21 protein-coding genes, 1 tRNA gene and 1 pseudogene are annotated in these 24363 nt (G+C 61.9%); 14 read left to right on the forward strand and 9 right to left on the reverse strand.

Annotation, left to right across the window (positions count from 1 at the left end; genetic code table 11):
- The first annotated feature begins 4 nt into the window (after positions 1-4).
- Both IE093_RS17170 and IE093_RS17175 read left to right on the forward strand, forming a co-directional pair.
- The gene (locus IE093_RS17170; RefSeq protein WP_189471326.1) at positions 5-874 is read left to right on the forward strand and encodes a sugar nucleotide-binding protein; all 870 of its coding nucleotides are present in this window, start codon (positions 5-7) and stop codon (positions 872-874) included.
- A pseudogene (locus tag IE093_RS17175) lies at positions 871-1645 on the forward strand (lysophospholipid acyltransferase family protein). The gene IE093_RS17170 and the pseudogene IE093_RS17175 overlap by 4 nt, the downstream one beginning before the upstream one ends.
- Before the next feature lie 85 nt (positions 1646-1730).
- Here the strand turns inward: IE093_RS17175 and fabB are convergent.
- Together fabB and fabA are read right to left on the reverse strand one after the other, a co-directional pair.
- The gene (gene fabB, locus IE093_RS17180; RefSeq protein ID WP_189471328.1) at positions 1731-2948 is read right to left on the reverse strand and encodes a beta-ketoacyl-ACP synthase I; all 1218 of its coding nucleotides are present in this window, start codon (positions 2946-2948) and stop codon (positions 1731-1733) included.
- Between the two features lie 13 nt (positions 2949-2961).
- Positions 2962-3477, reverse strand: a complete 516-nt coding sequence (gene fabA, locus IE093_RS17185) for a 3-hydroxyacyl-[acyl-carrier-protein] dehydratase FabA (RefSeq protein WP_189471330.1) — start codon at positions 3475-3477, stop codon at positions 2962-2964.
- A 247-nt stretch (positions 3478-3724) separates the two neighbouring features.
- Here fabA and IE093_RS17190 point away from each other — a divergent pair, with 247 nt between their 5' ends.
- The gene (locus IE093_RS17190) at positions 3725-5554 is read left to right on the forward strand and encodes a putative bifunctional diguanylate cyclase/phosphodiesterase (RefSeq protein WP_189471332.1); all 1830 of its coding nucleotides are present in this window, start codon (positions 3725-3727) and stop codon (positions 5552-5554) included.
- A gap of 64 nt (positions 5555-5618) precedes the next feature.
- Here the strand turns inward: IE093_RS17190 and IE093_RS17195 are convergent, their stop codons facing one another.
- Together IE093_RS17195 and IE093_RS17200 are read right to left on the reverse strand one after the other, a co-directional pair.
- On the reverse strand, positions 5619-6530 hold the full coding sequence (locus IE093_RS17195; RefSeq protein WP_189471335.1) for a MerR family transcriptional regulator: 912 nt from the start codon (positions 6528-6530) through the stop codon (positions 5619-5621).
- 163 nt (positions 6531-6693) lie between these two features.
- Entirely contained in the window at positions 6694-7065 is a 372-nt protein-coding gene (locus IE093_RS17200) for a sirohydrochlorin chelatase (RefSeq protein WP_189471337.1), read from the reverse strand.
- Between the two features lie 228 nt (positions 7066-7293).
- On the opposite strand from IE093_RS17200, the gene IE093_RS17205 reads away from it, so the two are divergent.
- Complete coding sequence (locus tag IE093_RS17205; protein WP_189471339.1) at positions 7294-8190, forward strand: TIGR01777 family oxidoreductase; 897 nt, start codon at positions 7294-7296, stop codon at positions 8188-8190.
- Positions 8191-8210: 20 nt separating this feature from the next.
- Here IE093_RS17205 and rapA read toward each other — a convergent pair whose 3' ends face one another.
- Both rapA and IE093_RS17215 read right to left on the reverse strand, forming a co-directional pair.
- Complete coding sequence (rapA, locus tag IE093_RS17210) at positions 8211-11168, reverse strand: RNA polymerase-associated protein RapA (RefSeq protein ID WP_189471341.1); 2958 nt, start codon at positions 11166-11168, stop codon at positions 8211-8213.
- A gap of 152 nt (positions 11169-11320) precedes the next feature.
- Positions 11321-12121 (reverse strand): TlpA disulfide reductase family protein, encoded by an 801-nt coding sequence (locus IE093_RS17215; protein ID WP_189471343.1) that lies wholly within the window; start codon positions 12119-12121, stop codon positions 11321-11323.
- 126 nt (positions 12122-12247) lie between these two features.
- Between IE093_RS17215 and IE093_RS17220 the strand changes: the two genes are divergently transcribed.
- Positions 12248-12499: a hypothetical protein gene (locus IE093_RS17220; protein WP_189471345.1), complete on the forward strand. Its 252-nt coding sequence runs from the start codon at positions 12248-12250 to the stop codon at positions 12497-12499.
- Here IE093_RS17220 and IE093_RS17225 read toward each other — a convergent pair.
- The 3 genes from IE093_RS17225 to ispB all read right to left on the reverse strand — a co-directional run bounded on the left by IE093_RS17225 (position 12496) and on the right by ispB (position 14217).
- Positions 12496-12921 (reverse strand): VOC family protein, encoded by a 426-nt coding sequence (locus tag IE093_RS17225; RefSeq protein WP_189471347.1) that lies wholly within the window; start codon positions 12919-12921, stop codon positions 12496-12498. The two genes, IE093_RS17220 and IE093_RS17225, sit on opposite strands and share 4 nt — an antisense overlap.
- A gap of 172 nt (positions 12922-13093) precedes the next feature.
- A tRNA-Pro gene (locus tag IE093_RS17230) sits at positions 13094-13170 on the reverse strand.
- Positions 13171-13242: 72 nt separating this feature from the next.
- Entirely contained in the window at positions 13243-14217 is a 975-nt protein-coding gene (ispB, locus tag IE093_RS17235; protein WP_189471349.1) for an octaprenyl diphosphate synthase, read from the reverse strand.
- 261 nt (positions 14218-14478) lie between these two features.
- Here ispB and rplU point away from each other — a divergent pair, with 261 nt between their 5' ends.
- The 9 genes from rplU to lspA all read left to right on the forward strand — a co-directional run bounded on the left by rplU (position 14479) and on the right by lspA (position 24323).
- Complete coding sequence (rplU, locus tag IE093_RS17240) at positions 14479-14790, forward strand: 50S ribosomal protein L21 (RefSeq protein ID WP_189471351.1); 312 nt, start codon at positions 14479-14481, stop codon at positions 14788-14790.
- 32 nt (positions 14791-14822) lie between these two features.
- Positions 14823-15080 carry a 50S ribosomal protein L27 gene (gene rpmA, locus IE093_RS17245; protein ID WP_189471353.1) on the forward strand — a complete coding sequence of 86 codons (258 nt, stop codon included), beginning with the start codon at positions 14823-14825 and terminating at the stop codon, positions 15078-15080.
- A 150-nt stretch (positions 15081-15230) separates the two neighbouring features.
- The gene (gene cgtA / locus IE093_RS17250; protein WP_189471355.1) at positions 15231-16421 is read left to right on the forward strand and encodes an Obg family GTPase CgtA; all 1191 of its coding nucleotides are present in this window, start codon (positions 15231-15233) and stop codon (positions 16419-16421) included.
- Positions 16422-16445: 24 nt separating this feature from the next.
- A complete protein-coding gene (proB, locus tag IE093_RS17255) occupies positions 16446-17585 on the forward strand; it encodes a glutamate 5-kinase (RefSeq protein WP_189471397.1) in 1140 nt (379 codons plus the stop codon).
- Positions 17586-17798: 213 nt separating this feature from the next.
- Positions 17799-18065, forward strand: a complete 267-nt coding sequence (gene rpsT / locus IE093_RS17260; protein WP_189471357.1) for a 30S ribosomal protein S20 — start codon at positions 17799-17801, stop codon at positions 18063-18065.
- A 238-nt stretch (positions 18066-18303) separates the two neighbouring features.
- Positions 18304-19827 carry a murein biosynthesis integral membrane protein MurJ gene (gene murJ, locus IE093_RS17265; protein WP_189471399.1) on the forward strand — a complete coding sequence of 508 codons (1524 nt, stop codon included), beginning with the start codon at positions 18304-18306 and terminating at the stop codon, positions 19825-19827.
- 71 nt (positions 19828-19898) lie between these two features.
- On the forward strand, positions 19899-20984 hold the full coding sequence (gene ribF / locus IE093_RS17270; protein ID WP_189471359.1) for a bifunctional riboflavin kinase/FAD synthetase: 1086 nt from the start codon (positions 19899-19901) through the stop codon (positions 20982-20984).
- A complete protein-coding gene (gene ileS / locus IE093_RS17275) occupies positions 20981-23815 on the forward strand; it encodes an isoleucine--tRNA ligase (RefSeq protein WP_189471361.1) in 2835 nt (944 codons plus the stop codon). Before ribF ends, ileS begins: the two co-directional genes overlap by 4 nt.
- Positions 23808-24323, forward strand: a complete 516-nt coding sequence (lspA, locus tag IE093_RS17280) for a signal peptidase II (RefSeq protein ID WP_189471401.1) — start codon at positions 23808-23810, stop codon at positions 24321-24323. The genes ileS and lspA overlap by 8 nt, the downstream gene beginning before the upstream one ends.
- The last annotated feature ends 40 nt before the right edge of the window (positions 24324-24363 follow it).

Below are 24363 nucleotides of genomic sequence, written 5' to 3' on the forward strand. Positions count from 1 at the left end.
CGCCGTGAAGTTGCTGATACTGGATGCCGGGCACTGCCTTAGCTTGGCGCTGGCCCGTGAGGCCAACCGGCGCAGTGACACCGAGCTGGTGATCGAGGCCGGCCTGGAGCTGGCACCCGGGCGACTCGAGGAACTCGCCCCGGATGCCTTGGTGATTCCGCCATTGGCGCGGCCTATCAGCGCCGAGCCGGCTGCGGTGATCGCGCATGCCGAGGCGGTCGAGGCTTGTCTTGTGGCATGTCGCGAGGCGCGGATTCCGCTGGTCTGGTGCGTGTCGGACCAACTCTATGAAGATGGTTTCGACGAGCCAATCGACGAGCACGTGATTCCGGCACCGCGAGACGAGAGCCTGCGACGCCTGATTCTGACCGGTGATCGCATTCGCCAGCAGCATCCCTTGCATCTGATCGTGCGTCTGGGCCCGCTATTCGCCTTGGAAGGAGCCGAAGCCTGGTTGAGTGAGTTGCTCGATAGCCTGATGGCCGGTGACGAGGTGCGTGCCGCCGAGGACGAGATCTTTTGCCCGACCTCGGCCGATGCCGCGGCCATGGCTCTGTTGGGTATGTTGCAGCAATTGCATTGTGGCGCTGACGCCTGGGGCGCCTATCACCTGGCTGGGACGGAGCCGGTCAGTGCCTATACCTTCGCCTCCATGGTACGCACGCAGCTTGCGACTCGCCTGGAGGGGGCGGGTGAGTCCGTCGAGCTCGGGACACTGAAGGCGCTCAAGTATCACCATGGCCATCCATTGCGTCGGGTGCTCAACTGTCGGCGGGTACTAGAGGCTTTCGGTGTGCATCAGAAACCCTGGCGTCTAGAGGTCGGCCGCATGTTGGATTCATGGTGTCGTGATCGTGCCGAGGAGCCGGCATGAACCTGATACGCAGCCTGCTGTTCTACTTGGGATATTTTTCGGCCATGCTGGCCTGCGGCGTGTTGTTCCTTCCAGTAGCGCCCTTCCTGCCGCTGAAGAGGCGTTATCGACTTCTCAACCTTTATAACCACTTCATCATTGTCTGGTTCCGAATCAGTTGCGGCGTGCGCTATGAGATCCGTGGTCGGGAACATCTGCCGGCTGGTCCGTGTGTGATCCTCGCCAACCACCAGTGCGAGTGGGAAACCATCTTCCTGCAACTGCTCACGCCCCCGGTATGCACGGTGCTCAAGAAGGAATTGCTGAATATTCCCGTGTTCGGTTGGGGGCTGCGACTGCTCAGGCCGATCGCCCTCGATCGCTCGAAACCGGCGCGTGCCATGAAACAGGTGCTGATCCAAGGCAAGGAGCGTCTGGAGGAGGGGTTGTCGGTGCTGATATTTCCCGAAGGCACACGCGTCGCCCCGGGGCAGCGCCGGCGCTACAACAAGAGTGGCGCAGTGATTNGGCGCAGTGATTGCCTGTCGTGCCGGAGTACCGGTACTGCCGGTGGCTCACAATGCCGGTGAACGCTGGCCAGGCCGCCACTGGGTCAAGAATCCTGGCAGACTGACCCTGGTTGTTGGTGTGCCGATCGAAACTGCCGAACGTAGCCCGGAAGAGGTGCTGGCCGAGGCCGAGACCTGGATCGAGACCAAGCTTGCGGAGATCTCCGAGATCCCACGCCCGACACGTGAGGCAGAACAGGCGACTGAGAAGCTACCGGGATGACTGCCGACGAGCATGACTCGTCGGTTGCAACGAAAAACGGCACCCTTTCGAGGGTGCCGTTCTTCATGCTAAAGACGCTTTAGTATTACTCGCTGAACTTCTCCAGCACCAAGCAGGCATTGGTGCCACCGAAGCCGAAGCTGTTGGACAGCACGCGCTTGATGCCGGCCTTGTCACGCCGGTGTGTGACGATATCGAAGCCATCAGCTTGCTCGTCGAGCGTCTCGACATTGGCCGAGGCGGCGATGAAATCGTGCTCCAGCATCAGTAGCGAATAGATGGCTTCCTGTACCCCCGTGGCGCCCAAGGAGTGTCCGGTCAACGACTTGGTGGAGCTCATCGCTGGCGTCCGGTCACCGAACACCTCGCGAATTGCCTTGAGTTCGGCGACATCGCCTACTGGCGTGGAAGTGCCATGGGTATTGATGTAGTCGATATCGCCGTCGACGGTGGCTAGGGCTTGCCGCATACAGCGTGAGGCCCCCTCGCCCGAGGGTGCGACCATGTCGTAACCATCAGAAGTGGAGCCATAGCCGACGACCTCGGCGTAGATCTTGGCGCCGCGGGCCTTGGCGTGTTCGAGTTCCTCGAGTACCACCATGCCACCACCACCGGCGATCACGAAGCCATCGCGTGCCTTGTCATAGGGGCGCGAGGCTTTGTCGGGAGTATCGTTGTAGCTGGTGGACAGAGCCCCCATAGCGTCGAACAGGCAGGAAAGCGTCCAATGCTCTTCTTCGCCGCCACCGGCGAAGACCATATCTTGCTTGCCGAGCTGGATTTGTTCCACGGCACTACCGATACAGTGGGCCGAGGTGGCACAAGCCGAGGAAATCGAGTAGTTCACCCCCTTGATCTTGAACGGCGTAGCCAAACAGGCAGACACGGTACTGCCCATGGTTCGGGTCACGCGGTAGGGGCCAACTCGACGCAAGCCCTTCTCGCGCATTACATCGGCGGCTTCTACTTGGTTGGCGCTAGACGCACCTCCTGAGCCGGCAATCAGGCCGACACGCTCGTGAGAGACTTGATCGGGGGTCAGACCGGCATCCTTGACCGCCTGATCCATGCTGACATAGGCATAGGCAGCGGCATCCCCCATGAAGCGGCGCAGCTTGCGGTCGATCAGGGTGTCTAGGTCGATGTCGACCACGCCGGCCACCTGGCTACGGAAGCCGAGCTCGGCATAGTCATCCTTGAAGCGGATGCCGGAGCGCCCGGCCTTGAGCGCTTCGGAGACCTGGTGCTGGTCATTGCCGAGGCAGGATACGATGCCCAGGCCGGTGACTACCACTCGTCGCATGGGAGCCTCCTGGTCAGAAATTCGCTGTGGAGGTAAACAGGCCGACCCGCAGGTCGTTGGCCTGGTAGATCTCGCGCCCGTCGACGGCCACGGTGCCGTCGGCGATACCCAGAATCAAGCGCCGGGTAATGATGCGCTTGACATGGATATGGTAGGTGACCTTCTCGGCGTCGGGCAGGATCTGGCCGGAAAACTTGACCTCCCCGCAGCCAAGCGCGCGACCGCGTCCCGGATGACCGAGCCAGCCCAGATAGAAGCCGACCAGTTGCCACATGGCATCCAGGCCGAGGCAGCCGGGCATGACGGGATCGCCAGGAAAGTGACACTCGAAGAACCACAGATCGGGTTTGATATCGAGTTCGGCGATCAGCTCGCCCTTCCCGTGGTCGCCGCCTTGCTCATGAATGCGGGTGATACGGTCGAGCATCAGCATGTTGGGTGCCGGCAGTTGGGCGTTGCCAGGGCCGAAGAGTTCACCTTGGCTGCATGCCAGCAGTTCGTCACGGCTAAAGGAGTGTTGCTTGATCACTGAGTCGTTCCGAGAGTCGAAATTGTTGTGAACCGCGCCTGTCGCGGACTTGTGCATTCTACTGTCAGCTGGCCACGATTGCACGCAAGGGCTTGATTGACCACCGATGATGGACAAGTCAATGTCCGAGAACGCATTGCTTGCGCATAACTCAAGCACCGGGGCATGATGCCGATAACTTTCTCGATGATGACATTGTGTGAATTTATCAATCAACCGTAGACCGTGACCAAGCCGATGAAACCCTATGTGGCCACCATTCTCCCTTAATCGTCCGCTGATCTGGGCGGGCCTTGCCGCACTGGCCGCCATTGGCTGGTTGCCTAGTGTGTGGTTGCGTCTTGTGGCGCTGGGTTTCGTGGGGGTTGGCCTGACGGATGCCTGGCGCCAGATGCAACATGAACATCGCCGTCGCCGGTTGTCGGAAGAGGCCCTGAAACTGTCTTCCGACGGTGTGGTGATCAGCGATGCCCGCAACCGTATCGTGGCCGTCAATCCCGCTTTCACTCAGATCACCGGCTATACCCTGGAAGAGGTCAAGGGGCAGGATCCCTCTGTGCTGTCGGCGGGCCGTCATGACAAGGCATTCTACGAGCGCTATTGGCAGACCCTGCAGGCCACGGGTCACTGGGAAGGCGAAATCTGGAATCAGCGCAAGCATGGCGATCAATTTCCGGAGTGGTTGCGTGTGCAGGCCTGCCCCGACAGCAAGGGGCATCTGAGCCATTACGTGGGACTGTTCACCGATATTTCCCGGCACAAGGCACGTGAGCAGGATTTGCGGCGTATCGGCTTCGAGGACCCTTTGACCGGACTGCCCAACCGGCGCCGATTGCATGACTTGATGACTTCGCGTCTCCGTCACTTGCGAGCCGGGGAAGGATTGGATATGGCCTTGATCGATATCGACTCCTTCAAAGCCATCAACGATGCCATGGGCGTCGACTGCGGCGATCGGCTGCTGGCGCGCTTCGGTCAACGACTCGCCGGCCATGTCGCTGGAGGGGTAGTAGGGCGCTTGGGCGGTGACGAGTTCATGGTGATTCGCACCACTACCTTCGATGACCACGACAAATGGGTGAGCGGACTGCGCGATCATCTCAGCGAGCCCTTCGAGCTGGATGGCCACTCGTTGCGTCTTGGCTTGACCATCGGCAGTTGCCGGGCCCCAGAGGATGGCAATGATTCCGGGGTGCTTTTCCAGCGCTTGGAGTCGGCGCTCTATAGTGCCAAGCGGCACGGCCGTAACCATGATCAACGTTTTCGGCCCTCGCTGGATGTAGCCGGCGATCGCCAACTCGCCTTGGTCAACGACCTGCGCACGGCCTTGGCCAAAGGCACGCAACTCGAATTGCATTACCAGACCCAGCATGCCTTGAGGGATGGCGCCTTGGTGGGGATGGAGGCATTGCTGCGCTGGCGCCATCCCGTACATGGGATGATCTCGCCCGGCGATTTCATTCCGCTTGCCGAACGGCATGGTTTGATGTCGTCGTTGGGCAACTGGGTGGTCGAACGAGCGATCGCCCAGTTGGCGAATTGGCGCTTGGCCGGTGTGGCCGAGGTACCGGTGTGGGTCAACATTTCCGCTCTGCAGTTGATTCAAGGGGATCTGGAGTCGCGCTTGGCGGCCAGTCTGGCTCAGTATCGGCTTCCAGCCCGCTTACTCGGGCTGGAGTTGACAGAGTCGGTATTGCTCGATGAACGAGCCGGCGATATATACCCGCGGCTCGAGGCCCTCCGGGCGTTGGGCCATCAGATTGCCATCGATGATTTCGGTACCGGCTACTCCTCGTTGAGTTATCTCAAACGGCTGCCGGTCGACAAGCTGAAACTCGACCGCGCCTTCGTGCGTGCACTGCCGGAAGATAGCGCCGATGCGGCTATTGTCGGCGCGGTACTGGCCATGGCGCGTGGTTTGTCACTGGAGGTGATTGCCGAAGGTGTGGAAACGCCGGCTCAGCGCGACTTTCTGCTTAGCAATGGTTGCCCACTGGTACAAGGCTTCTTGTTCTCGCGCCCGGTGCCAGCCACCGAACTCGAGCCTCGTCTGCTGAACGAGCTGCAGCCGATCTGAGCTCGTCGCCTTTGGAATGGCTCGAGGGGCCAGTGGCATCCTTTTGCTCCTTGCCGTTCAGCGCTCAGCCCTTGACAAGAGAGGCAAGCCCGGCGATCGCCTGTGGGGGATCATCGCCGAGTATCACGACCCGACTGTCTTGCAGTTCGCTCTGGCGAATACGTGCCACGGGGCCGCATAGCCCCACGGGGACATCGAGCTGTTCGGCCAGGCGAGGTAGCTGGCGCCGGATCAGGTCGGTCCGTTCGGCCTGTCCACTACACAGCAGCAGGGCAGAGGCCTTGAAGCGCTCTACGGCCAGTGGCAGTTCGCTGAAGGGCAGCGGGGCATCGAAGAGGTGCACTTGGTAACCGTGTTGGGAAGCAGCCAGGGCGACCAGCAAGTCCCATAGCGTTCCCTGGTCTTCCGGAAGTCGGCTGATCAATACCACGGAGCCGCGACTCGTCAGGTTGGCATGGTAGAGCCGGATTCCGATCCGGGTGCGCAGAAAGGCCTCCAGGGTACGGCGTTGCAGTGTGGCGCCGAGCTGGTCGTGCCAGCGTTCCTCGAGTTCGTCGACCACTGGCTTGAATAGCTCGCGCAGGCAGGTGTCGACCGGATACAGCGCCATGCACTGGTTGAACAGGGCATCCAAGCGCAACAGGTCCAGTGACTCCACGGCAGCGATGAGATGCTGGCGCTGGCTGGGCCAGTCGCCGGCAACAGGGTCCGGGGTTTCAACGACGCGGGGCTGGTCGAGCAGTTCGCGCACCTGGCTAACGGGGACCCCCCGGTTCAGCCATTGCAAGATGCGTTCGATACGCTCGATGTCATCGCGAGCATAAAGGCGATGCCCCTTGGGGGTCCGCTGCGGGCGAATCAAGCCATAACGGCGCTCCCAGGCACGCAACGTCACCGGATTGACGCCGGTCAGCCGCGAGACCTCGCGTATCGGATAGAGTGGTGCATCGGCCGGGTGAATCGCCTTGTCTCTCATGCGCACAACTACCTCTTGACGTTGCTATGGGAAGTTGTAGGAGGGGCGGTGACCAGCCGAGTCTTGTCGCGGGGCGTGGGGCTGCTATCAAGATCAGGCAACATCTTGTACAAGGAAAGCGCTTTGTACCATGTATGGCGGCAAGGTATTTCCTGTGGATGCGTCATGATTGGGCCGCGCGTTCATTGATGATACCGGCCAGGGCGTCGACGAAGGCCGGGTGCTCACCCACCGGCGCCAGAAGCGTCAGCCGGATGGTTGGGTGGGCCTGGTGCAGGGTCTCGACTTGGCCGGGGACGTCCTCGCGCAGGTGACGCCCGGCGGCGAAGAACAGCGGCAGGATATCGGCGTGTGTGATGCCCTGCGAGCACAGTTCGGTGACGGTGACTTCCAAGGAAGGCTCGCAGAGTTCCATGTAAGCGAGACGCAGTGGGGTCGGCGAGCGTTGTGCAAGAGACGCCGCCAGGCGGTCGAAGGGAGCGCGCCAATTCGGATCGCGTGAGCCGTGAGCAAGCAGTATCAGGGCATGGGACATGATGCGATCACCTCCGTTGGTGAAATCCGGCACCGAGGATGGTGGCATATGGGGTCATGATTGCCGACGGTAGTCAGTTTGGGCGCCGGCATTGGCCGTCGTCTAGACTACCAGAAGCGTATAAACGCTGTATAACTCATTGCGAGGCCTGGCTCACTAGCTGTCAACGCCTTCGCGCGTATATGGTGAGCCGGTGAGGCAGTGGGTCACCGGTGAGTGGAGGGAACCATGCGCATCTTGATCACGGGAGGCACCGGGTTTGTCGGGCGTCGGTTGTGCGAGCGCCTGGCCGAGGCGGGACACGCGCTGCTGGTGGTCTCCCGCGACCCGGCCAAGGCGCAGCGCGTCTTGCCTGCCGGCACCGATATCGAAAGCTCGGTGCTGGCGTTCACCGATCGTGCGCCCGAGGCGATCGTCAACTTGGCGGGAGAGGCGATTGCCGAGCGACGCTGGAGTAATGAGCAGAAGCGCCGACTGATCGACTCCCGGGTCGCCATCACCCGCGATCTGGTGATGCTATGCCAGCATCTCGAGAACACTCCAGCGGTGATGATATCGGGCTCTGCCATGGGCTATTACGGCGATCAAGGAGATCGCGAAGTCACCGAAGACACCCCCCCTCACGACGAGTTCGCGCACCGGCTTTGCGAGAGTTGGGAGCAAGCAGCGCGGGAGGCCGAGGCGTTCGGGGTGCGGGTGGCACTGGTCCGGATTGGCCTGGTGCTGGAACGGGGGGGTGGCACTCTGGCTAGAATGCTGCCCCCTTTCAAACTGGGCCTGGGCGGACGCTTTGGCAGTGGCCGCCAGTTCATGCCCTGGGTACATCGTGAAGACCTGGTGCGGATCATCGAGTTCCTGCTCGAACGTGACGCTCTGCAAGGCCCCTTCAATGGCTCGGCCCCGCATCCGGTGACGAACACCGAATTCGCGCGTACCCTGGCGCGGCACTTGCGGCGCCCGGCACTGTTGCCGGTGCCGGCCTTGGCGCTCAAGCTTGGCTTCGGCGAAATGTCGCGACTGTTGTTGACCGGGGCGGACATGCGCCCGGCACGCCTTCAGGCGGCCGGGTTCGAATTCCGCTATCCGACGCTGGACGAGGCGTTGACGGCGATTCTGAAGCAATAGCATCGCGAGATGTGGGCAATTCAGCGGCTATCCTTGTCCACCGTGACGATCACGCGCACCGCGTCCAGACGCAAGCGAGTATTCTCGATAGCGCTGTCCAGAGCGGTGCGTTCGTCGCGTAGCGCCTGCAATTCATCTTCGCGTACTGCGGGGTTGTGCCGTGAAAGTGCCTGAAGTCGTGCCAGCTCGGCATTCAGGCTATTGCGCATGCGGAGCTGGGCTGCCTCGACGATGCTTGGCAGTTCGCGCTCGGCTTCCGCTTCGCCCTGGCTCAGCAAGTCTCGCAACTGGTCGTGGCGGCTCTTGATCAAGTCACGGGCTACCGCCTTCTTGACCTTCTGCAGGTTCTTCGACAGTCCATTGAAGGAGACCTTGTCGGAGAGATTGGCGCCCGACTCATCGAGCAATACCCGCACCGCCGTGGGCGGCAGGAAACGATTGACGTGCAGCCGCTTGGGGGCCGGGCACTGAGTGCGGAAGATCAGCTCGACCATCACGCGGCCGGGAGGAATCGCCGGATGCTTTAGCAGTGCCAGAGCGGTATTGCCCATGGTGCCACTCAGGATGCGGCCCATCATCTCGCGCAGCAGGGGATGCTCCCACGATAGCCGTTGAACGTCGTCACGTGCCAAGGCGGTCGAGCGCGCGAGAGTCGCCGTGAACCCTTCTTCACCCTTCACCAGTCCCGGCAGGCCATCGAGCATCTGTGGGCTGGGCTGAAGCAGCATCAGGTCGCCGCCGAGCTCCTGGTTGTCGACGCCGAAAATGTCCAGCGCCTGGTCGAGATAGCGTGGCAGCGCTGGATCGTCGTCGAGCTCGCGGATGGCTTGCGCCACACTCTCGGCGCGATCATGGCGGCAGGCATTGAGTTCCAGCAGCCGATTGCGTCCGGCATCGCGCTCGGCGAGCTTGGCGGTGAACAGCGCGCGCGTTTCGTCGATGATCTCGTCGAGTCCATCGGTGTCGAGCAGGGCGTCGGCCAGGGCATCGCCAAAGGCATCGTAAAGCTCGTTGCCGATGCCATGCGGGGCGCTGAAGGCGTCCATTCCCTCGTCGTACCAGCGCAATAGCCGGGCATGGGGGCTGTCTTCGAAGACTGGCACATGCAGCTCGATGGCATGCTGCTGGCCGATTCGGTCGAGTCGTCCGATGCGTTGCTCGAGCTGATCGGGGTGTAGCGGCAAGTCGAACATCACCAGGTGGCGGCAGAACTGGAAGTTACGCCCTTCGGAGCCGATCTCCGAACACACCATCACCTGACTACCTTCTTCCATGTCGGCGAAAGCGGCCGCGGCGCGGTCACGCTCGACCAGCGACATGCCCTCGTGGAATACCGGTGCATGCACACCGCCTAGCACACGCAGCCCTTCGGCGAGGCCAATGGCGGTGTCGCGATGGTGGGCGATCACCAGAATCTTGTCACTGCCGGATTCGGTGAGCAGCTCCAGCAGCCAAGTGACGCGCGGGTCGAATTGCCACCAAGGTTCGGCATTCAGTGGGTCATCGGCCAGGGCGCGGTACATGGTGTCCAGATGCAGCACTACCTCTGGATGATCGAGGCCGGTTTCAATCAGTAGTTCGTCCAGATAGTCCTCGTCGCGTGCCAGACGACGCAGCACGCGGCGATAGGGTGAGGGCAGCTCGAGTGGGGCGAGGTGCAGGTGGCGCTCGGGAAAGCCTCCGACATGTCGACGGCTATTGCGGAACATCACCCGGCCAGTGCCGTGTCGGTCGAGCAATTGTTCGCGAAGCTGGGCACGTGCCGACTCATGCTGCGCTGGGCTACGCTCCGGGTCGGTCAGGGTATCGAGCAGCGCTTGGCTGTCTGGGTCATCGATCACGGCGCCAATGCTGTCGCGATCGGCCATGCTCTTCGAGCGATTGACGGAGTCGCTGAAGGGTAGCCGCTCCAGCGCGTCGATGGCCTCGGCGACATGCACGTAACCCTGTTCTTCCGCCTTGAAACGTTCGAGGTTCTGGTAGCGATCGGGGTCGAGCAGGCGTAGGCGTGCGAAGTGGCTCTCCATGCCCATCTGTTCGGGTGTGGCAGTCAGCAGCAGCATACCAGCGGTGGCGGCCGACAGGCGTTCGATACAGGAGTAGCCAGGGCTGCTGCTCTCGGGAGTCCACTCCAGGTGATGAGCCTCGTCGACGATCAGCAGGTCCCAGTCGCAGGCTTCGGCCTGTGTCTGGCGGTGGGGATTGGCGAAAAGCCATTGTTGACTGGCCAGGATCAACTGACCGCTGTCGAAGGGGTTTGTGTCCCCCTGGGCCTGGCTCTGGTGTTCGTCGAGCAGGGTAACCTCGAGGGCAAAGCGGCGCAGCAGTTCCACCAGCCATTGGTGGGTCAGGCTGTCGGGAACCAGGATCAGCGCCCGCTCGGCACGACCGGTGAGCAGCAGGCGATGAAGGATCAAACCGGCCTCTATGGTCTTTCCCAGACCCACTTCGTCGGCCAGCAGTACGCGCGGGGCATGGCGCCCCGCTACTTCGTCGGCGATGTACAATTGGTGTGGAATCAGGTCGATCTTGGGGCCGGCCAGTCCCAGTGCCGGGTTCTGCTCGATGCGGTGATGGTGATGCAGGGTGCGAAAGCGTAGGTCGAACCAGTCGTTGCGGTCGATCTGGCCGGTCAGCAGCCGGTCGCGGGCCTGGTCGAACTGCATGGTGTCGGCCAGGCGTGCCTCGGGGAGCTCGCGGACCTGGCCTTGATCGTCTTCGCCAATGTAGACGATCAGACCATCGATTTCCTTGCTGTCGTCGACGATCAACTGCCAGCCTTCGGTGGACTGGACACGATCGCCGCTGCCGAAGACCACGCGGGTCAGTGGGGCCTGGCGGGTGCTGTAGGTACGGGTTTCCTGGCTGGCGCTGAAGAGTACGGTCACGGTGCGGAAATCACAGTTCAGGACGGTGCCCAGACCCAGCTCGGCTTCGCCGTCGCTGATCCAGCGCTGACCGGGAGAAAATTCGCTCATGTTGCCTCGGATGATCAACAGGGTGCTGCGCAAGTCGGAGGCCGCCCGTCCACGGGTCGCATTGGACCCGGGCGTCGGCAGGGCGCGGTATGGTACCGGAAAGTATCCCGCCACTTAAGGCTCGGGAAAGAGAAATTGTTGCTGCCGCTCCGTTAGGGGCTGTCGAGCCAAGCGTTCAGTTGGGCTTGCGAGAGTTCGCCAGCATGGTGTTCGCGCAAGCGGCCATTGGTGTCGAACAGCAGGGTGGTCGGCAATCCCGGTGATCCAGTCAAGACCATCAGCTCCTGATGGGGGTCGAGCAGCGAGTAGCGAAACTCGAGTTCCTGTTCGTCGAGGTAACGAGCCACTTGCATCAAGTCCTCGCCCTGGTTGGCGACCACCACGGTGACATCGTCGCGACTACTGGCTCTAGCAAGCATCGGCATCTCGCGCAAGCAGGGAGGGCACCAGGTGGCCCAGAGGTTGATCAGCACGCGCTCTCCTTGCAGGTCTTGCAGATTGACGTGGTTGCCATCGAGATCCTCCAGGGCCAGATCCGGCAGCTCACGCAACGGCATATCGTTGCCCAGCGGGCTAAGCGTCATCAGCACCAGCCACAAGGCCGAGCTCCCCGCCACCAAGGCCAGGCCGCCGATCAGGCGCAGGAAATGATCGCGCAGCGCCCAGGCGGTCCAGATCGCCGCTGCCAGCAGCCCCCACAAGCCGTGATAGCCGGGTTGCCAGAACTTGAGAATATCCAGTGGTGCCGCGGCATAGGTTTCGATGTGGGTCAACACATGGCCCAGTCTGGCGCCCACCAACCAGACGACCAACAAGGTGTTGAACCAGTGCATGTGTCGCTGGCGGGGCAGCCCCAGCAACAGCAGGCTGGCCAGCAGCAGAACCAGTGCTGCGACGAAGGCATACAGGCGGGGGAGGGAAATCAATACCGGGCCGATGGCAATGGCATCCATGACGAGTCGAATCGCTTCTGTTGATCCAGGGTCGGCGTATCTGAGCGAGCGGGTTACAATGCCACACTCTACCGCTAGCCTAATGTCGCCACGACGGGCTGTCACTCACCCGCTTCGGGAGCCTATATGGCCAAGCCTGCCTTCGACGTACTGCGCGCCCTGGCCATTGCCAGCCAGGCACTGGGATTCATTGCCATCATCACGCTGGAAACCTTGATGGGCGATGCCGCCCGCCTCTGGCAGGGATGGACGCTGGCCTTGATGGTAATCGCAGCGTTGTGGATCGCCTTGGTGAGGCTCTATCGTCGCAACAAGGCGCATAAGGCTCGGGTGGCCCGTCAGACAGCAAGAAACGAAGAAGACGATGACGATGTCTAGTCGTGATCTTGCGATATGGCAAACCGCGGGGTCGGTGGCGCACAACGGCGAGGGTCAATGCTGATCACTTGCAAGTGGTGTCCCTCGGGCATTTGGCAATGCAGCACACGCCAGGCACACCCGGGGGCGCTGCTGCCCTCGCTCTCGAACAGTGTCGCACCATGGCGGCGCAGGTGCTCACAGGTGGCGGGAAACTCCGCGTCGCTGACTTCCAGCGTCATGCGCCGGGGCGGCGACGGCTGATCGGCGGCCAGCAGCATCATTACCTGAGTGTGGCCGTCCTCGTCGGTGCCCAGTTCGAAGGTGGCGCCGGTGGTTGTGCGCAGCAAGAGCGGCAGCACCAGAACCTCGCTACAGAAGCGAGCCATGGCATCCAAGTCGTGTACCTGCAGCACGGCCCTGTCCAGTGAGAGGCGTTGCATCGTGGGCTCCCTGATCGTGGTGTTGTTATATCGATCAGTGTGAACCAGGAAAGTGCAAGCGGCCGCTGGTTTCTCTCGATGCCAGCGATTTAACATGACTATGAGGGATGAAAAGCGGAGGAACGCAAACGCCCACTCGGGCGATCCATAGTGGGCGTTTCGAATGGAATTCTGGTCGGAGCGACAGGATTCGAACCTACGACCTCTGCCTCCCGAAGGCAGCGCTCTACCAAGCTGAGCTACGCTCCGACGATGTTGGGCTGGCGCCTCAACGGTGGGTCATTATACGGACTCCCAAAGCAGATGCAATATGCAATGGGTTCATGTCTGGCGGTCGACGGCCAGCCGGACGAGGTCGGCCATGCTATCGCGGTAGTGGCTGGGGGGTAGTGTATCGAGCTGTTCCAGTGCCTTGGCTACCATCTCCTCGGCGCGGGCGCGGGTATATTCCAGTGCGCCGGTATCGCGGACGATGGTGAGCACGTCGTCGAGACGCTCGAGGCCACCCTGGCGAATCGCTTGGCGAATAAGCTTGGTTTGGGCCGGGGTGCCGGTGGCCATGGCCTGGATCAGCGGTAGGGTAGGCTTGCCTTCGGCGAGGTCGTCTCCGACGTTCTTGCCCATGGCCTGGGCGTCACCTTGGTAGTCAAGCAGATCGTCAATGAGTTGGAAGGCCAGGCCCAGATAGCGACCATAGTATTGCAAGGCGGCTTCTCGCTCGGGGCTGGCGCCAGCGAGAATCGCTCCACTGTGCGAGGCGGCTTCGAACAACATTGCCGTCTTGCCCTGGATAGTATCGAAATAGGCGGCCTCATCGACATCGGGGTTGCCGACATTGGTCAATTGAAGCACTTCGCCTTCGGCGATGGTGCAGGTGGCGGAGGAAAGCACTTCCATGACTCGCATCGAGCCGATCTCGACCATCATCTGGAACGAGCGCGAATAAAGGAAGTCACCGACCAGCACGGAGGGGGCGTTACCCCAGGCATCGTTGGCTGTGGCCTTACCACGGCGCATGTGCGACTCGTCGACCACGTCGTCATGCAGCAGGGTGGAGGTGTGCATGAACTCGATCAGGGTGGCGAGGGTTATGTGTTTGTCACCTTCGTATCCCAGCGAGCGTGCAGCCAGCAGTACCAGCAACGGGCGCAAGCGCTTGCCGCCGCTTTCGATGATGTAGTGGCCGATGGTTTCGACGAGCGGCACCCGAGAGGCCAATTGGGCTAGGATAGTACGGTCGACGGCAGCGAAATCGTTCGCCACCACGGCATGGATGGGTGAAGCTGTTGGCTGCATGGGGTAGCTGCTTGTATAAGGTGGGGCCGGGCTTGGCTGCGTGCCTCGCCGGCCTTGGGCTGGGGGTAATGCTATGGGGGCCCCCCAGAGGCGTCAAGCAAGGGGGAGCGAACAGGGCTTCCTCTTGTGCTGTGCTGGGCGTGCGGTTATAATCCGCGACCCTACTCATCATGCTCCCTGTCAGATGGCTGCCAAAAGGGGCGCCATTCGCCGCAGGTCGATGAAGAGCGCAACCCGATGAGTGTTTGGAGAGTGTCTACTATGTATGCAGTTATCAAAAGCGGTGGCAAGCAGTATCGCGTCCAGGAAGGCCAGACCCTGAAGCTCGAGAAGCTGGAAGTGCCGACTGGCGAGACTCTCGAATTCGACCAGGTGCTGCTGGTTGCCGATGGTGACGACGTCAAGGTCGGTGCGCCGCTGGTCGAGGGTGCCAAGGTGGCGGCCGAGGTCGTCTCCCACGGCCGTGGTGAAAAAGTGCGGATCATCAAGTTTCGTCGCCGCAAGCACCATATGAAGCGTCAGGGCCACCGTCAGTGGTTCACTGAAGTCAAGATCACCGGGATCTCCGCCTAAGCGGAAGCCCCTCAACGAGCGAGGATTTTGCAATGGCTCACAAGAAGGCTGCCGGTTCCACGCGTAACGGTCGCGATTCCGAATCCAAACGCCTGGGTGTCAAGCTGTTCGGCGGTCAGGCCGTCGCCCCGGGTAACATCATCGTCCGTCAGCGCGGAACCAAGTTTCACGCCGGCGCCGGTGTTGGTATCGGTAAGGACCACACGCTGTTCGCGCTGAACGAGGGCGTGGTCAAGTTCGAGACCAAGGGTCCGAAGAGCCGCAAGTTCGTGAGCGTTGTCTCCGCCTGAGACAGCCCGAGCTTGGACAAGGCCGTGCATGCGAAGGGAAGTCGAGACACTCTAGTGTCGTAGAGACCTCCTTCGGGCACGGCCCAGGAAGGCCCCGCCTAGGCGGGGCCTTCGCGTATCATGGCGGCGTGGCCGTCAGGAGAGTGATAGATGCAGTTCGTCGATGAATCCTCGATCATCGTCGAGGCCGGCAAGGGCGGCAATGGCTGCCTGAGTTTCCGCCGCGAGAAGTACGTGCCCAAGGGCGGTCCCGACGGTGGTGATGGCGGCCATGGGGGCAGCGTCTACCTGATCGGTGACGATGCTCTGAATACCTTGATCGATTTCAAGTACCAGCGCTTCTACAAGGCCCAGAATGGCCAACCAGGCATGGGACGTCAGATGAGCGGCAAGGCCGGCGACGACCTGCATGTCAAGGTGCCGGTAGGCACCACGGTGATCGACGAGGACACCCTTGAGGTGATCGCCGACGTTACCGAGGCCGGCCAGGTGGTGCTAGTGGCTCAGGGTGGGCGTCGCGGACTTGGCAATGTGCACTTCAAGTCCTCTACCAACCGCGCCCCCCGTCGCACCACGCCGGGCACCGAGGGGGAGCGTCGCAACCTGCGCCTGGAGATGAAGGTGATGGCTGATGTCGGCTTGCTGGGTATGCCCAATGCCGGCAAGTCGACGCTGATTCGTGCCGTTTCGGCCGCCAAGCCCAAGGTCGCCAACTATCCATTCACCACGTTGGTACCCAATCTGGGAGTGGTGAAGCTTGGCCAGCATGAGCACTTCGTGATGGCCGACGTGCCAGGGTTGATCGAAGGGGCTTCCGATGGCGCTGGCCTGGGACTGCGTTTTCTCAAGCACCTGACACGCACCCGGCTGTTGCTGCACGTGGTGGATGTAGCGCCGTTCGATGAGTCCGATCCGGTTGAGGCCGTACATGCGATCGTGCACGAACTCGAGCAGTTCTCGCAGGCACTCTCCGAGCGGCCGCGCTGGCTGGTGCTCAACAAGCTCGATCTGCTGCCGGAAGGCGAGCGCGAGGCGCGTGCTCAAGAGATCGTTGAGCGACTGGCCTGGGAAGGGCCGGTTTTTCGCATCTCGGCCATCAGTGGTGATGGAACCGAGGCCCTGGTGCAGGCCTGCCATCGTTGGCTGACCGAGCAGAGACGGTTGGAGAACGAGGACGAAGAGGCTGCGGAACGGGAGCGCGAAATGCGCGAACGTATGGAGGCCGAGGCGGTGGCGCGCACCGAGGCGCGGCTGGGGCGCAAGCGCAAGCGTGATGACGAAGGGGATGACGACGACTTTGACGACGATGATTATGATGTCGAGGTCGAATACGTGCCTTGAGTGATCCAGGCTTCAGGAGAAAGAATCGTGAGCAACGAACGGGCTCCGGGGCGCGAGGCCTTGGCCGGCGCACGGCGGGTGGTGGTCAAGATCGGTAGTGCGCTGTTGACCAATGACGGGCGGGATCTCGACGAGGCCGCCATCGGCGGCTGGGTCGACCAGATCGCTGAGCTGCATCGGCGCGGTATCGAGGTGATCCTGGTCTCGTCCGGAGCCGTGGCTGCTGGCATGGTGCGGCTCGGTTGGCGGTCACGGCCGTCCACCGTGCATGAGCTGCAGGCCGCTGCTGCGGTGGGTCAGAACGGTCTCACCGAATGCTATGAGGGGCATTTCGCCCGCCATGGCCTGATCACTGCCCAGATCCTGCTGACCCATGATGATTTGTCCAACCGCAAGCGCTATCTCAACGCCCGCTCGGCGCTGCGTACACTGGTCGACTTGCGTGTGGTCCCGGTGATCAATGAGAACGATACCGTTGTCACCGATGAGATCCGCTTCGGTGACAACGACACCTTGGGAGCCTTGGTGGCCAATCTGCTCGAGGCCGATGCGCTGGTCATCCTCACCGATCAGGAAGGGCTTTACGATGCCGACCCCCGGTATCATCCCGGGGCGCGTCTGATCAATGAGGGGCGCGCCGGCGATCCTGCCCTGGCCGCGGTGGCTGGCACTGGTGGCGCTCTGGGGCGTGGCGGTATGACCACCAAGGTGCTAGCGGCCAGGCTGGCGGCGCGTTCGGGGGCCGTCACGGTGATCGCCAGCGGCCGCCAGCCCGAAGTGCTGATTCGGTTGAGCGAGGGCGAGCGTCTAGGAACCTTGTTGCGTCCTGAGCAGGCGCCGATTGCCGCGCGGAAGCGCTGGTTGGCGGGACAGCTTCAGGTGCGTGGCAGTCTCACGTTGGATGCTGGTGCGGTCAAGGTGTTGCGGGGGCGCGGCTCCAGCCTGCTGCCGGTGGGTGTCAAGGCGCTATCGGGTAACTTTGTGCGTGGTGACATGGTGGTTTGTGTCGACGAGCACGGCGAGCGGATCGCCAAGGGGCTGGTCAACTATGGTGCCGAGGAAGCGTTGAAGATTCTCGGCAGGTCCAGTCACCAGATCGAATCGATTCTCGGCTATATGGAAGCGCCGGAACTGATTCATCGTGACAATCTGGTTGTGCTGTAAAGGGACACTCGTCGGTCCTGGATGGCACGTCACCAGGACATGCGGGATGTGGCAAGGGGCCAGGCAGCATGATAGAATGCGCCATCCTCTCAGACATGGCCCGGTGGTTGACTTCAGCCAAAGTAGGGCAAGCCGGCTGGAAATGCTGTCGCTTTTCCAGTCAGGTCAAATGGTTACCGAATAGACGGTGAAAATTTCTCCAAGGAGACAGTAGTGGCTAACAGTAAGCAAGCCCGCAAGCGTGCCCGCCAGGCGGAAAGCCGCCGTGTACTGAAGGCGAGCCAGCGCAGCATGGTTCGTACCTACGTCAAGCGTGTCATCAAGGCCATCAACGGTGGCGACCACGCTCAGGCCATGACCGAGTTCAAGCTCGCGCAGCCGGTGATCGATCGGATCGCCGACAAGGACGTGCTGTCCAAGAAGAAGGCGGCGCGTCTGAAGAGCCGTCTGAACAAGCGAATTAAGGCGCTGGCTGCGTAAGCCGGACGCTTCAGGAACATACCGGAATCCGTTGCGCCTTTTCAGGTGCTGGTTTCCAGGGAATCCTGCAAAAAACCGGCTTCGGCCGGTTTTTTTGTGCCGAGTCCTTTATGGGCAACGGATTTCAGGACAACACGACACGACGATCAGCGTGAGCAACGACGACCGACAGACATCCTCGACGACTGAAACCTTGGGCACAGTGGCAACTGCTCAGCCGCCGGGCCGTGCCGGGCTGATGCGTTCGGGCATGATCGTCAGTGCCATGACCATGCTCTCTCGGGTCATGGGGTTGGCGCGGGATGTGGTGATCGCTGCCCTGCTCGGTGCCGGCAACGGGGCCGATGCCTTCTTCGTTGCGTTCAAGATCCCCAACTTCATGCGTCGGTTGTTTGCCGAAGGGGCATTCAACCAGGCCTTCGTTCCGGTGCTTTCGGAGTACGTCACCCATCGCTCGAGGGCCGAGGTACGCGAATTGCTGGATGCGGTGGCCGGCAGCCTCACGGTGGTACTGGCACTGCTTTCGGCGCTGGCCATGTTGGCGGCTCCCTGGCTGATATGGCTATTCGCTCCGGGCTTTGGGCGTGACCCGGCGAAGTTGGCCATGACCGCCGACATGCTGCGGTTGACGTTCCCATATTTGATGTTGATCTCGCTGACGGCGTTTTCCGGTAGCGTGCTCAATACCTGGAGTCGCTTCGCGGTACCGGCCTTCACACCTGTGTTGTTGAATGTGTCGCTGATCGGTGTTGCCGTGCTGCTGACGCCGCTGATGGATGAGCCGGCGATGGCCTTGGCTTGGGGGGTGTTGATCGCTGGTGTCGCGCAGTTGGCCTTCCAGGTTCCGTTCCTGGCTCGCTTGGGGGTCCTGCCTCGCCCTTGGCCAAGCTTTGCCCATCCCGGGGTCCGACGCATCCTGTTGCTGATGGCGCCGGCGCTGTTCGGGGTTTCGGTGTCGCAGATCAACCTGTTGCTGGACACCGTGCTGGCTTCGCTGCTGACGCCGGGCAGCGTGTCCTGGTTGTACTACTCCGATCGTTTGGTGGAGTTGCCGCTGGGAGTGTTCGGTATCGCCATCGGCACAGTGATCCTGCCGGCGTTGTCCAAGCGGCATGCGGAGCGTTCGTCCGAGCACTTTGCCAAGATGCTCGATTGGGCACTGCGTGCGGTATTGTTGCTGGGCCTACCAGCGGCACTGGCGTTGGCGGTACTGGCCGAGCCGCTGTTGATCAGCCTGTTCCATTACGGGGCCATGACTGATCGCGATATCGCCATGGCGGCGATGAGCCTGCGCGCCTATGCGCTGGGGTTGGTGGCCTTCATGCTGATCAAGGTGCTGGCCCCGGGCTTCTTCGCACGTCAGGATACTAAAACGCCGGTCAAGGTCGGGATCATCGCCATGGTAGCCAACATGGTGTTGAACTTGATCTTGATCTGGCCGCTGGCACACGCTGGCCTGGCATTGGCTACGGCGCTGGCGGCGTTTCTGAACGCCGGGCTACTGGGGCGGTTGCTATATAAGGAGGGGGTACTGTCCTTCCAGCCTGGCTGGGGCCGCTTTGCCTGCCAACTGGGTAGTGGATGCCTGGTACTGGGAGTGGGACTCGCCTGGTTGGCGCCGGACTGGCAACAGTGGCTGGGCTGGGGGCTTGGAACCCGAGTGCTCCACCTGGCTGGCCTGGTGGTGGGAGGAGTGGCAGCCTACTTCGCCTGGCTGGCACTGGTAGGGATCCGCCTGCGGCATTTTCGGCTGAGTGGATAGGCGACGGGACGGATAGGCGCCTGATAGGCTGACCGTTATAATTGAAGACTTTGACAGGTCGTAAGCGACGCATGGAATTGATCCGAGGACTGCACAACCTGCGCGAGGAGCACCGTGGCTGCGTGGCGACCATCGGCAACTTCGATGGTGTGCACCGCGGCCACCAAGCGATTCTCGAGCAGTGTCGCGAGCGAGCGGCGTCCCTCGGGTTGCCGGTAACGGTGGTGGTTTTCGAGCCACAGCCTCGCGAATATTTCGCCGGTGACCAGGCACCGCCACGCCTGACACGGCTGCGCGACAAGGTAAAGTTGCTGGTCGATCATGGCGCGGAGAGAGTGCTGTGCCTGCCGTTCAATGACGCGCTGCGTCGCCTCACGGCCCGTGAGTTCATCGACCGTGTCCTGATCGAGGGCTTGGGCGTGCGTCATTTGGTGGTGGGTGACGACTTCCGTTTCGGCTGCGAGCGTGATGGCGACTTCGCTCTGCTCGCCAAGGTCGGCCGGGAGGCTGGGCCAGGTCGTGGCTTCGACGTCGAGCATACTCGCACTTTCATCCTCGACGACGAACGCGTTTCCAGTTCGCGGGTGCGTACCTTGTTGGCCTGCGGTAACTTCGCCCAGACCCGGCGCATGCTGGGACGCCCCTATCAGCTGGGCGGGCGCGTGGTCGCTGATCAGCAGTTGGGGCGCACTATCGGTGTGCCGACAGCCAACCTGCCGTTGTTGCCATTGCCGCTGGCATTGCGCGGGGTATTCGCGGTAGTCACCGAGTTACCCGATGGTCGTCGCTTCACCGGAGTCGCGAACATCGGTTGGCGGCCCACGGTGGGGAGTACCCGGCCGGTACTCGAGGTCCACCTGTTCGATTTCGACGAGGATCTCTACGACCAGCGTCTGGTGGTGATTCCCTGCGCGCGACTGCGCGGCGAGATCAATTTCGATGGCTTCGAGGCTCTCAAGCGTCAGATAGAGGCCGATTTGGTCCAAGCGCGCCGCTATTTCGACCGGCACGAGCTGCGTGACTCCACTCCATTAGACGTGGCAGTCAACGATGCGGCACTTCCTCTGGCATCGGCGCCGCTGGCGCGCGAGGCTGCGACTTCCGATTCCTCGGTGGGCCCTTTGGCCGCCGGGTGCGACGATGACGGACACTCATGAGCGACTACAAGCATACCCTGAACCTGCCCGAGACCGATTTCCCGATGCGTGGCAACCTGCCCAAGCGCGAGCCCGACCGCGTGGCGCGCTGGCAGGAAATGAAGCTCTACCAGCGCCTGCGCAAGGAGGGCCGGGGACGTGAGTCCTTCGTGCTCCACGATGGCCCTCCTTATGCCAATGGCAGCATCCATATCGGGCATGCCGTCAACAAGATCCTCAAGGACATTATCGTCAAATCGAAGAGCCTGGCCGGGTTCGACGCTCCCTATGTGCCTGGCTGGGACTGCCATGGCTTGCCCATCGAGCACAAGATCGAGACCATTCACGGCAAGCACCTGCCGCCGGAAGAGGCGCGCAAGTTGTGCCGTGAATACGCTGGCGAGCAGATCCAGGAGCAGATGAAGGACTTCGTGCGCCTGGGCGTGATCGGTGACTGGGACAACCCCTATCGCACCATGGACTACGTCAACGAGGCTGGCGAGATCCGTGCCTTGGCCGAGATGGTCCAGGGAGGATATGTGTTCAAGGGGCTCAAGCCGGTCAACTGGTGCTTCGACTGCGGCTCGGCATTGGCCGAGGCGGAAGTCGAGTATGCCGACAAGAAGTCCGATGCCATCGATGTGGCCTTCCCCTGCGCCGACGAGGACAAGCTGGCCCACGCCTTTGGTCTGAGCGAATTGCCCAAGCCAGCGGCCATCGTGATCTGGACGACGACTCCCTGGACCGTTCCCGCCAACCAGGCGCTGAACGTTCATCCCGACTTCGCCTATGCGCTGGTCGATGTCGGTGACCGCCTGCTGATCTTGGCCGAAGCGCTGGTGGAAAGCTGTCTCGAGCGTTTCGGTCTCGAGGGTGGAATCATCGCCACCGCCCATGGAGCGCGGCTCGACCGGATCAAGTTCCGTCACCCGCTCTACGATCGCCTGTCACCGGTCTACCTGGCCGATTATGTGGAGAGTGACGTCGGCAGTACCGGTATCGTCCACTCGGCGCCGGCCTATGGCGAGGACGACTTCGTTACCTGCCGGGCGCATGGCATGGGCTTCGACGAGATTTTCAATCCGGTGCAGGGCGATGGCGTCTATGCCGATGATCTGCCCTTCTTCGGCGGGCAACTGATCTGGAAGGCCAACCCGGCGATCGTTGCCAAGCTCGAAGAAGTCGGGGCCCTGCTGGCGCACAAGACCATCACCCACAGCTACATGCACTGCTGGCGCCATAAGACACCGGTGATCTACCGCGCTACCGCGCAGTGGTTCGTCGGCATGGATCGTGAAGGCGCTGATGGCAAGAGCCTGCGCCGGCGTGCCCTGGAAGGCATCGAGGCGACGCGTTTCACCCCCACCTGGGGCAAGGCGCGATTGCACTCGATGATCGCCAATCGCCCCGACTGGTGCATCTCGCGCCAGCGTAACTGGGGTGTGCCGATCCCCTTTTTCCTGCACAAGACGACCGGCGAATTGCATCCGCGTACCGTGGAGTTGATGGAAGACGTCGCCAAGCGCGTGGAGAAGGAGGGAATCGATGCCTGGTTCCGTCTCGACCCGGTTGAACTGTTGGGCGACGAGGCCGGCGATTACGAGAAGGTCAACGATACCCTGGATGTGTGGTTCGACTCCGGCACCACGCACTGGCACGTGCTTCGCGACTCCCATCAGTTGGGTCATTCGCAGGGGCCGCGTGCCGACCTCTATCTGGAAGGTTCCGACCAGCACCGCGGCTGGTTCCACTCGTCGCTGCTGACCGGCTGCGCCATCGACGGCCACCCACCCTATCGCGGCCTGTTGACCCATGGCTTCACCGTCGACGCCCAAGGGCGCAAGATGTCGAAGTCGGTGGGCAATGTCGTCGCTCCCCAGGAGGTCATGGACAAGCTGGGCGCCGACATCCTGCGTCTGTGGGTCGCCTCCACCGACTATTCGGGCGAGATGGCGGTCTCCGACGAGATCCTCAAGCGCACCGCCGACGTCTATCGGCGTATCCGTAACACGGCGCGCTTCCTGCTCGCTAACCTCAAAGGCTTTGAGCCCGACCGCGATGCCGTGGCGTTCGACGACATGCTAGCGCTGGATCAGTGGGTGGTCGATCGGGCCGCTCAGCTCCAGGCGCGCATCGAGAAGGCCTATGCCGACTACCGTTTCCTCGATGTTTACCAGCAGGTGCATACCTTCTGCGCGCGTGAACTGGGTGGCTTCTACCTCGATGTGATCAAGGATCGCCAGTACACCACCCAGGCCGAGTCGCTGGCGCGACGCAGTTGCCAGACCGCGCTCTATCTTGTGGTCGAGGCTCTGGCTCGCTGGGTAGCACCGATCCTGTCGTTCACCGCCGAGGAGATCTACGAGCATATCCCGGGAACACGTCGCGACAGCGTACTGCTGGAAACCTACTATCAGGGGCTCGGTACGCTTGCCGAGGATGCTGAGTTCGGACGTGACTTCTGGGAGCAGGTGCTGGAAGTCAAGCAGGCAGTCAATAAATGCCTGGAAGACGCTCGCAATGCCAAGCTGATCAAGAGTGGCCTGGCCGCTGAGGTCACTCTTCATGTCGATGATGGCTTACATGCCACGCTGGCGCGGTTGGGCGATGAGCTACGTTTCGTGCTGCTGACCAGCGATGTGCGACTGGCGCCCTTGGCTGAAGGTGACAAGGCTGAGGCGACTGAGCTCGACGGGCTGAAGGTTGCGGTATTCGCTTCCCCGTACGCCAAGTGCGAACGCTGCTGGCATCAACGCGAGGATGTCGGCAGCCATGCTGAATATCCGGATCTGTGTGGGCGCTGTGTCTCTAACCTGCCGGAGGGTCCGGGTGAAGAGCGTCACTATGCCTGAGCATCGGGAACTGCGCGACCGGCCCATGCATCGGCCGTTGCGCTGGCTGTGGCTGGCGGCGTTGGTGATCGTGCTCGACCTGGCGACCAAGGCCATGGCCAGTGCTTGGCTGACTTATGGGCAGCCGGTGGAGATCCTGCCGATATTCAACCTGACGTTGTTGCACAACACCGGGGCGGCGTTCAGCTTCCTGGCCGGCCACGATGGCTGGCAGCGTTGGTTCTTTGCTGTGGTCGCCATTGGCGCCAGCATTGGCCTGTCGATCTGGATGAGCCGTTTGAAGGCACGCGAGACGCTGCTGGCGGCGGCGCTGGCGTTGATCATCGGTGGTGCGTTGGGCAATCTCTACGATCGGTTGACGCATGGCTATGTGGTCGACTTCCTTTCCTTCTACTGGGGGCAGTATTACTTCCCTGCTTTCAACCTGGCTGACGTCGCCATTACTCTGGGAGCCTGTGGGCTGATCTGGGAATCATTGCGCGATGTGCGAGGTCACAAGAAATCCTGAGTCACTATCGATGAGCCAGGCGGCTGGCAAGAGGGGTAAC

The sequence above is a fragment of the Litchfieldella qijiaojingensis genome (assembly GCF_014651875.1).
Taxonomy (GTDB): Bacteria; Pseudomonadota; Gammaproteobacteria; order Pseudomonadales; family Halomonadaceae; genus Litchfieldella; species Litchfieldella qijiaojingensis.

What these genes read in the sequence shown, in the direction of transcription:
- ribF (WP_189471359.1), top strand. Translation starts at nt 19,899, where the DNA reads ATGGAATTGATCCGAGGACTGCACAACCTGCGCGAGGAGCACCGTGGC.
- IE093_RS17190 (WP_189471332.1), top strand. Translation starts at nt 3,725, where the DNA reads ATGTGGCCACCATTCTCCCTTAATCGTCCGCTGATCTGGGCGGGCCTT.
- ileS (WP_189471361.1), top strand. Translation starts at nt 20,981, where the DNA reads ATGAGCGACTACAAGCATACCCTGAACCTGCCCGAGACCGATTTCCCG.
- IE093_RS17195 (WP_189471335.1), bottom strand. Translation starts at nt 6,530, where the DNA reads ATGAGAGACAAGGCGATTCACCCGGCCGATGCACCACTCTATCCGATA.
- murJ (WP_189471399.1), top strand. Translation starts at nt 18,304, where the DNA reads ATGCGTTCGGGCATGATCGTCAGTGCCATGACCATGCTCTCTCGGGTC.
- lspA (WP_189471401.1), top strand. Translation starts at nt 23,808, where the DNA reads ATGCCTGAGCATCGGGAACTGCGCGACCGGCCCATGCATCGGCCGTTG.
- ispB (WP_189471349.1), bottom strand. Translation starts at nt 14,217, where the DNA reads ATGCAGCCAACAGCTTCACCCATCCATGCCGTGGTGGCGAACGATTTC.
- rplU (WP_189471351.1), top strand. Translation starts at nt 14,479, where the DNA reads ATGTATGCAGTTATCAAAAGCGGTGGCAAGCAGTATCGCGTCCAGGAA.
- IE093_RS17225 (WP_189471347.1), bottom strand. Translation starts at nt 12,921, where the DNA reads ATGCAACGCCTCTCACTGGACAGGGCCGTGCTGCAGGTACACGACTTG.
- IE093_RS17205 (WP_189471339.1), top strand. Translation starts at nt 7,294, where the DNA reads ATGCGCATCTTGATCACGGGAGGCACCGGGTTTGTCGGGCGTCGGTTG.
- cgtA (WP_189471355.1), top strand. Translation starts at nt 15,231, where the DNA reads ATGCAGTTCGTCGATGAATCCTCGATCATCGTCGAGGCCGGCAAGGGC.
- fabB (WP_189471328.1), bottom strand. Translation starts at nt 2,948, where the DNA reads ATGCGACGAGTGGTAGTCACCGGCCTGGGCATCGTATCCTGCCTCGGC.
- IE093_RS17200 (WP_189471337.1), bottom strand. Translation starts at nt 7,065, where the DNA reads ATGTCCCATGCCCTGATACTGCTTGCTCACGGCTCACGCGATCCGAAT.
- rpmA (WP_189471353.1), top strand. Translation starts at nt 14,823, where the DNA reads ATGGCTCACAAGAAGGCTGCCGGTTCCACGCGTAACGGTCGCGATTCC.
- rapA (WP_189471341.1), bottom strand. Translation starts at nt 11,168, where the DNA reads ATGAGCGAATTTTCTCCCGGTCAGCGCTGGATCAGCGACGGCGAAGCC.
- IE093_RS17215 (WP_189471343.1), bottom strand. Translation starts at nt 12,121, where the DNA reads ATGGATGCCATTGCCATCGGCCCGGTATTGATTTCCCTCCCCCGCCTG.
- IE093_RS17220 (WP_189471345.1), top strand. Translation starts at nt 12,248, where the DNA reads ATGGCCAAGCCTGCCTTCGACGTACTGCGCGCCCTGGCCATTGCCAGC.